This is a genomic window from Sporofaciens sp. St.21A7 (genome assembly GCF_059728535.1).
In genome coordinates this window covers 372,618-383,736 of sequence record NZ_BAAGFN010000001.1, presented here as the reverse complement: position 1 = coordinate 383,736, position 11,119 = coordinate 372,618, and the positions used below count along the sequence as shown (strand labels likewise).

Genomic DNA, 11,119 nt, shown 5'->3' with positions numbered 1-11,119 from the left:
AATTACGTTCTACCACTATAAACATTGTATCCAACAGGGCGGTATTACCTCGCCCCTTTATCATTTCTCCTTGCCTGATACACCCTGTCCGCTTCCCTTGCTTTTACAATCTGATCTTTCTGCCGAAGTCGCTCTTTTATGCTCGTGGGAACTGCCGCTTTATCCCCATATGTCTTATCCCACTCTGCACGGGCTGCCTTATAATCAAAATACTCTCGTTTGGACGCATTGAGTTCCTTATTAAATGCCTGAACAGAATCAAATTTATATTCCCTCACAATAGAGGAAAGATGCTTTTTCATATTGGAAATCTGCCTGTCATTTCTGTCAATCTCCTGCTGTAATTCCTTCCGTCTGCCGCCCTTGAAAATGCCCGTGCATTCAGACTGTTCTTTTTTCAGCTTATCCCGCTTTTGTTCCCGTTCAAAAATTGCCCTATTCTGTTCTTTCAGCTTATCGTCAATCTCTTTCAGGCAAGGATATTTAGCCGCCAGTACAGAAGGCTGCGGCTTGGGCAGTCTTTCCGTTTCTGACTGTTTTGTTTCAGCAGAAACAGATTTTTGCTCTGCTTTCATCTGTTCAACAACAGATTTTGTAGCTGTTGCATCGGCTTTTTGCCGTGGCTGTTCCGTCTTATTTTGCGTTTCCGATTTTCGATAATGATCGAATGGAAACGGTATCTGCTTTATCTCCGGCTGATGTGTCGGCTTATCTTCGGCTTGGATATGGCTTGCCGATTCTTTCGGCATTTCCTTTGGCGTTTCCTCGATACCAGCAGTTTTACTGATCGCTTTCTCCACCATTTCCATTACTGTAGCCCAGCAAATTAAAGTTCCTATCTCCCGCACAAAAACGTCAAATTATAATCTCAGTTTTTAAACACTGTCTATAAAAGTGTGCTACAGGAGCCCAGGGGAGCCCCCGCCTGGTGGACAACCTGATGACCGACGCGCTGACTCTGGGGGCACAGATGGACAAGAAAGTGATCGATACGGATGTCATCCTGGCTTCTGTCAGCAGCCAGAATCTCGGATAGGAGGAATGGAACATGAATTATACCTGTATCCTGAAAAGCGGTTCCCGCAAGGAGACCTGGACGGGGCAGATCATCCTGCTGAGCACGGGGAACGGATGGTATGAAGCTGAGATCAATGGGCGGGGGACTTACTTCCACATCCTCGCCGGACGGCATAAATATGGGAACTACCTGTGCATCCCTAACCATGATGTAGGGTGCGAGCTCTCCGATTTCTCCGATATCTTTTGGAATGAAGAAAGGATCGGCTCCCTGATGCGGAAGGTGGATGCGGTGACTGTCGCCACCGGCCTGGTTCATCTTCCTGTTCTGGCCGACAGGCAGGGGAAAAACTAAATTTTTCATATGGGCCATGTGTCTCATGAGGGATCCATGGCCTTTTGCATTTCAGGCGCAAAACAATACCGACAACAACGTGCAGCATTTTTGACAGGATTGTGCATTTGCAGACAGCACTGCGCAGTCAATAGGATAAATGTCGGAAAAATAATTCGCTGTTTGCGTCTCCCTCAATTTGCCGTCCGACAGTCTGGGTTTTGGGCTGTTCATAATGGTCTATGGGCTGCTCTGTGACTGTATAAGTTCCAGGAAATAAGTCCTCAACCGTCATATTTCCGTTTGCATCTGTTTCAACAGTCTTTCTGTAATTCTCTCCTTTGATGGTAAAAGAAATGCCTTCCACCACACCATCCTCAGATGTCTTTTTCAGTGCTATTGTTCCGGTGGGTGTTTCCACATTGATATATGCCTTAACTGTATCCACGTTTTCCACGCCTGTGATTACATCCTGCAAATTAGGGTCGCCGTATGCTATCATTTTTGCGCTGCTGCTGACGGTGGGCGTGTTGTTCCTTGCCGCCGTAATCCTTACTGTACCTTTTACTGCCTTTTCAGATGTTACTGTCAGTTTGTCCCCGTTCTTAGATACCCTGATGTTACTGTCGGAACTTGCAAAGTCGTATTCAGAGAGAGTGTTGTTACTATCGGTGAATGTCATGCTGTATCTTCCATCCCTGTAAGAAAGCTCTCTTGTAATGCTGCCCTCGCTGCCCGACATAAAACTTGGAATCGTGTTGTGCTTTGACATCATGGCAATTATCTGGTCATATGCCGCCCTTGCTCCGCTGTTTGGATAATTTGAGCCAAAGTGCAGGTTGTAGATTGTTCCGCCTGTCTGCCGATAAGTTCCTATAGACTCACGGTATCCTGTAACAAACTCCCATACAAGGGTCTGGGTGGCAAGCCATTTTTCATCATCATTCCCCGTTAAATGATTACTGTTTCCCTGATTCCCATAGAGCAGGGCAAGCCCTACCGCTTTTTTCTGATTCCCGGATAGTACGTTCCATGCGCTTGATGAATCTTTTGCCAATATGTTTCCTGTCCTTAAGGGTACTCCCGGCTGAATACAATAGGCATCTTCCCCGTCTACGTACATACGGTTGATATATTCTCCTGTATTGCCCGGAACATGACCGTCAATGTTAGCGGTTGAATTGTATCTCATGGCGTTTCCTGCACCGTCATAGGTATGGTCGAATGAAATCGTCCCTATGCTGCCTGCTGCAAGTACCCTTGATGCAGGAAAGGCGGATAATGCTGTGACCGCCGCAAGAGTATAAGCTACCGCCCTTTTGAATATTTTACGAATCTTCATTGTTTCCTCCTGTTTGTTTGTGTTTAGTGATTTTGTTAGCAGTAAAAAAGCTGCTCATCTTGGCAGCCTTTACGCCTTATAACTTATGACAAGGCATAAGCCATTCGGCTGTCGTGGCAGTCGCCAAATGTCCGTACAAGTACGTCCACTTGGCTTGTTGCCTACGCATATTTCTTTTCTCGGATAGTTACTGGCAGTATTTAGGGGGAGAGGTGTGGAGAGGGGGAGTACAAAAAAATTTGTTGTCCCCAAAAGGGCAGACTTCTCCCTCGGTGTCAGGTTATCTTTCCTTCCCCCGCTGCTTTTGCAGGTGTCGATTATAAAACTCCAACGCCTTGACTACAAAATCTGTCTCTTGTCCTCTGGGGATAGTATTTGGTATGAGCTTCGTTATCCTTTCGTCTTTAAATGCAGGTTTTTCTTTCTGGTTTGGCTTTTCCTCCTGCATGATGGACTGAATAACCTCGTCTGTCAGTTTGTCCTCCTGCATGAACTTTTTCATTTTGATTGCCTGTGCCAATGAGGGCGTGGCGTCGTTATAGGCCATGGCTTCTAGGAGTGTGTATTGCTGTTCCTCGGACAGATAGGAAATCTCTACCGCTGGACGGAAAGCAATCAGGTGTTCATCGACCATTTCCAAGATTTCGGGTACTAGCTCGGTCAGACGGATATAACGAAAAATTTGATTTTTACTTTCTCCAACCTTTTCTGCAAGTTCATCGCTTGAAGTTGCAAACTCAAAATTATTTCCCACTGGGGAATAATTATCTTTTATAGGTCTGCCTGCCTGTCGCTTCATCGCTTCAAGCCGCATTTTATAAGCAAATGCCTTCTCACTTGGTAGTATGGTGGAGCGTTGCAGATTACTCTCAACCATCACAATGATTGCTTCGTCTCGGCTCAACTCCTTAACTTCACATTTCAGCACGTCAAACCCTGCAAGCTCACAAGCCCTTTTCCGCCTGTGACCGCTGATTAACTCATATCGCCCGTCCTCCTTTTTCCGAACCGTTGCCGGAGTCATTACCCCAATCCTTCTAACGCTGTCAACAAGCTGTTCCATATTCTCATCCATAAGCACCTTAAACGGGTGGTCTGGGAACTCGTCTATTTCGGAAATAGGTATCTCCCTTATCTTACTTAAACTGGCTTCTGCACGGCTAACGTCTGTTTCAAATAGGTCATCGTATGCGGTCAGCTCTATTTTGCTTCTTCTGCTTCTCGCCAATGTCTTCCACCTCCTTTGCAAACTGTCCATATGCCATAGCTACTTTGCTACCTTTATCATAGGCAAATAAGCTCTTGCCCTCCGCAGTCGCTTCTACGGCTCGGATTGAATGAGGTATCTGGGATTCAAAGATTCTGATTCTCTGTCCATAAGCACTTTTGACCGTAGCTGTAATCTCCTTGGAAATATTTGTGCGCGGCATAACCATTGTCATAAGGATTCCCTCTATCCGCAGTTTGGAATTTATCTGCCGCCTAACTTTGGATACAGAGTGAAGCAGCAGCTCTAAGCCCTTGGCTGAAAGATAATGCGGCTGGGTCGGGATAATGATACTGTCGCTTGCTGCTAGGGCATTGATTGTCAGCATACCTAAGCTCGGCATCGAATCTACCAGTACAATGTCATACTTCTCTTTTACTTGATTAATGCATGTTTTCAACACGCTTTCACGGCTCATGGCATTGATAAGCCTTACTTCTAATCCCGACAGCTCAATGTTGGACGGGAGCAGGTCAACGCCTTCTTCATGGTGCAATATAGCTTTCTGTACGTCAAACGGTTTGTCGTCGATTACGTCCTGCATAATACTTGAAAGGGTGTCAGACAAATCATCTGGTCTGCTGTAGCCAAGGGACATTGTCAGATTTGCCTGTGCGTCGGCATCAATCAAAAGGACTTTTTTTCCTTTCTGTGCCAAGCTCACCCCCAGATTGACCGTCGTAGTGGTTTTTCCGACTCCGCCCTTCTGGTTAGTCAGAGCGATTATTTTGCAATTTGGCATCATCTCCTCTGAGTTCATAAGTACAACCTCCTTTTTCAAAAATTTAGCCACGCTATTTATGTGGCTATGTAAATCCGGGGACAATCTGCCTGTCCCCGACAAAACGAAAACGCAGTATTTGTCCTCAACACCCCCTGCGTAGAAGCGTTATGCTTCGGGAAATCGCTAAGTTACAGACTGTTATCTGCTTCACGGGAATCTCACCCCTCCAAGGAACTCTTGAAGCTGCGTACAGGAGTATCATTATCATTCTGACTGTCATCGCCATACCGGGGACAACCCGATACTGATAGCGGGGATTATCGCTCATTTATTGTATATAAGGTCTTGGCGTACCTGCTAAGGTGGCTAATCATCAGAAATTTTGTCTTAGCGAATGACTGATTCAATTTTCAAACTACAGTAAAGAAGTATCCCTAACTAATGTTAGAAGTCAACCCCTTCACTTATTTGGAATGAAAAAGCAAAATGACACCCTACTTTTTTGAAAAACATTAAAATTTTTTTTGTTTTCCCCCGTTTTTTTCATTTAAGCACAAAAAAAACCGCCTATCCCTCCGAAAAGAATAGACGGCAAGCAACAGACTACATCTGTCTCTTTCTCCATTTATAAAAATGCTCTCTTATAGTCATTACATCTTGTTCCACATCTGAAGATATAAAAATATGTATGCTCTGAAACAGCCTTTTTATCTTGTAAGCAAACTCTATTTCATTATCATTTGTACGATAGATAATCTTAACCAACTTAATTCCTTTCTGTTTGCAAATATATTTCTTTACGCCCTCCATCTCCTTTGTCCCTTCAAAAGATTCAACTGCAACTTTTTCTTCGGGTATATAGATTTCAAGCGGGATTCCAAGGGCTGTATCAGAGTGAAACAATACTTTCAGACCTTTCTTCGCCGCATAGTAGCCAACCGCTAATTGCGGAAACACACCCTGATATTCCTTTTCACATTCCCTACATCCCTTCCCGTCTATCGCTCTTTCAGAAATCTTCCCTTTCCACGAATGTCCAAACGGACATTTCCACCACACCTTACGCATGGAATTTCTTGAAATATACTCCGGGGATATATCTGTGTTCTTTTCATAGTCCCATTCTCCAAGCAGATACGAGTCAGTCGAAGCCAAATCATTATATCCAGAAAGTATTGCCCTGTCCGCACATACGGGACATTTTGCGCCTTTTACTCTTGAATGGACGACTGCTTTCCATTCAAATCCACATTTCTGACATTTCCACCATACATTTTTGCGTGATTTCTCATTTATCATGTCCGGGGTCAAGGGAAGATTGCGCTTTGACCATTCCCCGGCAATCTGTGGCTGTCTTGTCCCAAAATCATTGAAACCACTGAGAAGTATTTCTCCGCTGCAATAGGGGCATTTACTCCCATATGAACGGGTCGAAATCTGCGTATTCCACTCATGACCTTCTTTGCACTTCCACCATACTTTACGATTCGTATAGGCTGTAACCATAGTCGGGCGCAGCGGATAATTTTTTTCAGACCATTCAGCGGCTACTTTGGGCATTTGCGAAGCAAGGTCATTGAAACCCTCTAATATCAGATGATGGGAACAGTATGGACAGCCGCTGCCCTTCACCCGGTTTTTCACACTGGCTGACCATTCATGCCCGCATTTGCCTTTCCATATCACTTTTTTGTGAGAGCCTGTGCCGACCATAGACGGCTTTAAACTTATATTTTCTTCTGACCATTCCAACGCAAGCTCTGGTTCTAACGTCGCCAAATCATTGATACCCTCAACCACTCTTTTTCCTGAACAGATTGGACAGTTCTCGCCAGAAGAACGGCTTTTTACACTGGCTTGCCATTCATGCCCGCAAGCCCCTTTCCACCATACTTCTTTATTTGAGCCGTAGGTTACTGTATCGGGGGTAAGTGGAAGGTTACTCTCCGACCATTCGCTTACAAGTTCCGGGTGTATGTCTGCTAAACTATTTTTCATATCAATCTCCATTCCGCCGCCTTTCAGTTAGCGGCACAAATACAGTATAGAAAATATCTGATATGGAGGATAGTCTGCGACCTGCCACACATATCCCAAAACGCAAAAAAGGCTCTAAGAGTTTCTTTCCTCTTAAAGCCTTTCCCATAATTCTCATATTTCTTTGTTCAAAATCCAATAGCTCTGTATGAAATTTGCGATTTTTTTACCTCTGCACAACTTTCTGCATCGAATGGCGTAAGTTTGGCGTAAAGGCGTAAATCAGACTCCTAAAAACATTGATGTTTTTTATCCTGCCTTCCGCCTTAATACAACTTCGCCCCTGCCGGGATATGGTCGTCCACCATCAGAAGATGAAGCCTTTCCTCCCCTTCTTCCTCATGGACTGCGCTTATTATCATTCCGCAGGAATCAATCCCCATCATAGCCCTCGGCGGAAGATTTGTAATGGCAATCAACGTCTTACCAATCAACTCCTCCGGCTCATAATAAGGGTGAATCCCGCTTAAAATCGTGCGTTCCCTATCCGTCCCGTCATCCAGAGTAAACTGTAACAGCTTCTTACTCTTAGGCACGGCAACACATTCTTTTACCTTTACCGCCCTGAAATCCGACTTACTAAACGTCTCGAAATCCACACAATCCGAGAACAACGGCTCAATTTCCACCTTGGAGAAATCAATCACTTCCTTCGCCGCTTCAACAGCCTTCTTCTCCGCCTTCTCTTGACCTTTCTTAACCTCAGAACCACCCAAGGACTTCATCGTCGGGAATAATATTCAGGTTAAAGCATTATCATGTATTATCCCGTATTTACGCCTTTTCCAACAGTTTGCATCAATGCATTATCACGCATTATTATGTACTGTCATTTCAAAATTCGTTGCAATTTTGTTGCAAAAACTCTTTTTTGTTACATGAGTCCCACCCAAGGACTCTTTCCTAAAATACATCGTATTTTTGTGCTAAATTCTTCATTGATTCCGTTTTTTTCATGTCTGTAACTTCGGCATATATATCCATCGTGGTTTCTATGTTCGCATGTCCCATAATGGACTGGATTACCTTGATATTGGTTTCCTGTTCACAGAACCTTGTGCAAAAGGTATGCCTCAAGTGATGGCAGGAAAAATGTGGCAATATAATCGGCTGCCTTTTCTCTCTTTTCGCTTTCAACACTTCCTCCGCATTATAATTCTCTGAAATACGCCGAATCGTCCGGTTGACTGTCTGGGGATTATGTACGTTCCCAAAACGGTTGCAGAACACAAACCCTGTCATACCGTCAATCTCCGTGCAGTTGAATCCATTCTCTTTCTGTGCTTCGTGTTCCTCCTGAAAAGCATCATACACCGCATCCATCATCGGAATTACCCGGATACCGGCTTCCGTCTTTGGCAAGGACACCTGTAAAACACTCCGTCGCTTTTTTGCACCATCCATTGGATAATACACAACACTGTGATTTATACTTATTGTCCTGTTTTCAAAATCCAGATCCTGCCATCTCAAGCCGATGATCTCACCAATCCGTCCACCTGTTCCAAGTAGCACCGTAAATAAAGGCGCCCAATGGCAATATATCGGATTGTTCCTGGTGTATTCCATAAATGCTCTCTGCTGCTCTAATGACAATGCATGTCTAACACCATGATTCCTTCCCGGTTTCTTCTTGACCTGTGCCATAGCTCCGTCACTGGGATTGACACGGATGATTGCATCCCGGACTGCAAGCTGGAATGTTGGATGTAGCACCGTATGAATGGTTTCCAATGTATTAATCTGCAGATTTTTCTCATTCAGCAGATGATAATAAAAATACAATACATCGGAATACTTAATCTCCCCTATCTTCCGTTTCCCAAATTCCGCCCTTACAAAATGGTCATACATATATTTGTAATTCGTATATGTTGTTTTCCGCAAGTCAGTTTTCGTTGATATGTAACGGTCAAAGACAAAATTCAAGTCTGCGTTTCCTGCGGCATAGACATCCAGGCCGTCAAGCTGGTCTTTCAGCAGCTTATCCTCTTTTTCACGAAGCGTCCGCAAATCATTTGCGTAAATGTAACGTCTTTTTCCATAAGGATCAGTATATGTGTACATATACCTCATATCCTCTGTCCGTTGGCTTTCCCCTTTCCTTAAAGCCCTGCCCTTGTTATCTTTTCTTGCTTTTGCCATCTCTGCTCCTTCATTAATGGAAAGAGATTCTGCAGCACTTCAAGCATTACGGATTCTGGTATAATAACTCTATTCCTTTTACCAATGCTTGTGTCATGGTCATATTATGACTGGCAGCATACTTAATGAACTTTTCGTATTCACTATCAGAAAGCCGGATTGTTATTGACTTCAACTTAGGAGACTCTTTTTTAGGTCTCCCGATTTTCGCCATCTATATGCACCTCCATTCATAACTAAGTCTATTATAATTTCTGTAAGACAAAAAGTCAAGTGTTTTTGTCCGACAAAAATATTTTTTATTTTTTCAGAATCTCTTCATTTGACTATCCTCTAACTCTAAATGTTTCTAAATATTCTTCAAAAATATCGCAATTTACCAATACCAGCTTATCCAATTTATAGATTGCATTTGCATCTTTTGCCATCTGCTCGAACTTTCTCTGGCACATACTGTATAACTCCGCACCCTCTTTGTATCTGACAAATCGTTTCTTATTTATATTTCGTGGCATTTTCTACCCTCCTTCCAAAAAATTTTACCCTGCAGGTGGCTGTCAGGAAACAGCTCCATTCGCCATAGAATACAAAAAACTGCTAATAACAGTTTTCATGTAGGAATTGCAATCTTTTCAGACCGGAACAGCTTACTCCGGAAGTATCATTATCAGAAACAGCATCATCGCCGCAAAGTTCCTGTCCCTTTGCCAGTAATCAAATATCTATCGCTCGTATCTTTACTTCAATGTCCGAATCAACATTCCATCGTTTCCAATACCTACCACTTTACGACATGATGTCGCAAAGTGGCAGATACAGATAGTCATGGCGTATTCATTAAATAGCTCCACTGCTCCATACGTCCTGCAGGATTCTCAATATGAACTTGTCAAGGTACAATATTTTTGTCAGCTTCCGAAAGGGTAAGGAAACTATTTGCCGGTTATGCTATTTCAAAATTCAATATTTTTGTAATCAGCTTTGTTTCCAATCTCTTACGCAAGGTTTCATCCACACAATAATGCGGCTGTCCATATTCATCGTACAAACACTGTATAGAAAGCCTTGCTATGTAACCTTCATAATGGCTCAACACTTTATGAATTGCCCCTATATCTCCTTCTGATGCTGCCTTAATAATATGGAACGGCAGCAAATTGACATTCTTAGTCTGTTTACCTTTTCTTTTCATCCGTATGTTCCTCCATAATATTTTTCATCAATTCTAGCGAACGCTTTCTGTGTTCATAGACTGTACTACGGACAAGATTCAATGCCCTGCCAATTTCTGCATCGCTCATATCCATAAAATAAGAAAGCAGAACCACATCCCTTTTCTTTTCAGAAAGTGCCTGCAACGCCTCCGCAATCAACATATCCTTCACTTCTATATCATAGCCAAGTACCTGGAACCATTGATTTTCCACTCCATAGTCATCCACAGTAAAAAGTCTGCCCATATCCTTTTCTGACAATTCCGACAGCATCACCTCATGCTTCTGCCTGTAAGCGATATGTCTGCGGTAGTCTATCTTTTCGCCTTTCAATGCCAGTTTGCATATCCGGTCAAATTGTTTCCGGACTGCCATTTCATCATAGGAAGAAGATTTCCTCATTCGAGTTCACCTCCTTCCCGTCCTGCCGGATTACGGTAGGATTTCTATTTTCCCTTTCATTCAATAGCCCGAATGGGACAATGCGAATGTTCGGGTCTGGAAGAAAATTTTTAATAATCTTTCAGAAATATAAAAAACGCCCAGATGGACAGATGCCCACAGGACGTATTTTAACAACACATAAGTTGTAACCCTAATTTCATTATAAATTTTTACCCTGGATTCAAGGTTAAGAGTGTTAAATGGTCAGTATACTATGTCTCAATCATTTTTTTACTAATACAATTCCCGCTTTTCCTTATGGATATTGGATTTGCATGGTTTTTATAAATCAAAAAAATGATTGAGACGCTATACTAATATAACCCACTGCAAATAAATAAGCTTTGGTACATACCTTTTTATCAATTAATATAGCTATCGCAACACCACATTCCTATACTGTTATTTTGCGTTTTATTTGAGGTCATTTTGAGTCAAATTAGTCGAATTATATAATCCCTTTTTTATGCCTTGCCACAACAATCATTAGATGGCTGATTATTGCTGTGGCAAGGGTTCCAGGGGTTTGGGGATGGAAGACCCCCCACGGTAAACGCATATCTCTGTTTTCACAAAATACTCAGAGCAGAACTGA

Annotated in this window: 10 protein-coding genes and 2 pseudogenes; 1 reads left to right on the top strand and 11 read right to left on the bottom strand. The window is 43.0% G+C overall.

Annotated elements, in window-relative coordinates:
- Nucleotides 1-44 precede the first annotated feature (44 nt).
- On the bottom strand, nucleotides 45-809 hold the full coding sequence (locus tag AC6I3O_RS01875) for a hypothetical protein (protein WP_497849468.1): 765 nt from the start codon (nucleotides 807-809) through the stop codon (nucleotides 45-47).
- Between the two features lie 239 nt (nucleotides 810-1,048).
- Between AC6I3O_RS01875 and AC6I3O_RS01870 the strand changes: the two genes are divergently transcribed.
- The gene (locus AC6I3O_RS01870; RefSeq protein WP_302134599.1) at nucleotides 1,049-1,372 is read left to right on the top strand and encodes a DUF6618 family protein; all 324 of its coding nucleotides are present in this window, start codon (nucleotides 1,049-1,051) and stop codon (nucleotides 1,370-1,372) included.
- 187 nt (nucleotides 1,373-1,559) lie between these two features.
- Here the strand turns inward: AC6I3O_RS01870 and AC6I3O_RS01865 are convergent.
- The 10 genes and pseudogenes from AC6I3O_RS01865 to AC6I3O_RS01820 all read right to left on the bottom strand — a co-directional run.
- A pseudogene (locus AC6I3O_RS01865) lies at nucleotides 1,560-2,693 on the bottom strand (thioester domain-containing protein); the annotation flags it as partial.
- 280 nt (nucleotides 2,694-2,973) lie between these two features.
- Nucleotides 2,974-3,921: a ParB/RepB/Spo0J family partition protein gene (locus tag AC6I3O_RS01860; protein WP_497849467.1), complete on the bottom strand. Its 948-nt coding sequence runs from the start codon at nucleotides 3,919-3,921 to the stop codon at nucleotides 2,974-2,976.
- Nucleotides 3,875-4,702 carry a ParA family protein gene (locus tag AC6I3O_RS01855; protein ID WP_159756353.1) on the bottom strand — a complete coding sequence of 276 codons (828 nt, stop codon included), beginning with the start codon at nucleotides 4,700-4,702 and terminating at the stop codon, nucleotides 3,875-3,877. Before AC6I3O_RS01855 ends, AC6I3O_RS01860 begins: the two co-directional genes overlap by 47 nt.
- 585 nt (nucleotides 4,703-5,287) lie before the next feature.
- Nucleotides 5,288-6,682 (bottom strand): zinc-ribbon domain-containing protein, encoded by a 1,395-nt coding sequence (locus AC6I3O_RS01850; RefSeq protein ID WP_497849466.1) that lies wholly within the window; start codon nucleotides 6,680-6,682, stop codon nucleotides 5,288-5,290.
- A 305-nt stretch (nucleotides 6,683-6,987) separates the two neighbouring features.
- Nucleotides 6,988-7,371, bottom strand: a pseudogene (locus AC6I3O_RS01845) (methionine--tRNA ligase subunit beta); the annotation flags it as partial.
- A 253-nt stretch (nucleotides 7,372-7,624) separates the two neighbouring features.
- Entirely contained in the window at nucleotides 7,625-8,866 is a 1,242-nt protein-coding gene (locus tag AC6I3O_RS01840) for a tyrosine-type recombinase/integrase (protein WP_004070285.1), read from the bottom strand.
- Nucleotides 8,867-8,912: 46 nt separating this feature from the next.
- Nucleotides 8,913-9,080 (bottom strand): hypothetical protein, encoded by a 168-nt coding sequence (locus AC6I3O_RS01835; RefSeq protein ID WP_004070288.1) that lies wholly within the window; start codon nucleotides 9,078-9,080, stop codon nucleotides 8,913-8,915.
- A gap of 112 nt (nucleotides 9,081-9,192) precedes the next feature.
- On the bottom strand, nucleotides 9,193-9,381 hold the full coding sequence (locus AC6I3O_RS01830) for a DUF6462 family protein (protein ID WP_004070289.1): 189 nt from the start codon (nucleotides 9,379-9,381) through the stop codon (nucleotides 9,193-9,195).
- Between the two features lie 428 nt (nucleotides 9,382-9,809).
- Nucleotides 9,810-10,058, bottom strand: a complete 249-nt coding sequence (locus tag AC6I3O_RS01825; protein ID WP_004070291.1) for a helix-turn-helix domain-containing protein — start codon at nucleotides 10,056-10,058, stop codon at nucleotides 9,810-9,812.
- The gene (locus AC6I3O_RS01820; RefSeq protein ID WP_004070293.1) at nucleotides 10,042-10,482 is read right to left on the bottom strand and encodes a sigma factor-like helix-turn-helix DNA-binding protein; all 441 of its coding nucleotides are present in this window, start codon (nucleotides 10,480-10,482) and stop codon (nucleotides 10,042-10,044) included. Before AC6I3O_RS01820 ends, AC6I3O_RS01825 begins: the two co-directional genes overlap by 17 nt.
- Nucleotides 10,483-11,119: the final 637 nt, after the last annotated feature.

Bases quoted from the DNA above. Each gene is read 5' to 3' on its own strand.
- AC6I3O_RS01875 (WP_497849468.1), bottom strand. From the start codon at position 809: ATGGAAATGGTGGAGAAAGCGATCAGTAAAACTGCTGGTATCGAGGAA.
- AC6I3O_RS01870 (WP_302134599.1), top strand. From the start codon at position 1,049: ATGAATTATACCTGTATCCTGAAAAGCGGTTCCCGCAAGGAGACCTGG.
- AC6I3O_RS01855 (WP_159756353.1), bottom strand. From the start codon at position 4,702: ATGCCAAATTGCAAAATAATCGCTCTGACTAACCAGAAGGGCGGAGTC.
- AC6I3O_RS01850 (WP_497849466.1), bottom strand. From the start codon at position 6,682: ATGAAAAATAGTTTAGCAGACATACACCCGGAACTTGTAAGCGAATGG.
- AC6I3O_RS01840 (WP_004070285.1), bottom strand. From the start codon at position 8,866: ATGGCAAAAGCAAGAAAAGATAACAAGGGCAGGGCTTTAAGGAAAGGG.
- AC6I3O_RS01835 (WP_004070288.1), bottom strand. From the start codon at position 9,080: ATGGCGAAAATCGGGAGACCTAAAAAAGAGTCTCCTAAGTTGAAGTCA.
- AC6I3O_RS01830 (WP_004070289.1), bottom strand. From the start codon at position 9,381: ATGCCACGAAATATAAATAAGAAACGATTTGTCAGATACAAAGAGGGT.
- AC6I3O_RS01825 (WP_004070291.1), bottom strand. From the start codon at position 10,058: ATGAAAAGAAAAGGTAAACAGACTAAGAATGTCAATTTGCTGCCGTTC.
- AC6I3O_RS01820 (WP_004070293.1), bottom strand. From the start codon at position 10,482: ATGAGGAAATCTTCTTCCTATGATGAAATGGCAGTCCGGAAACAATTT.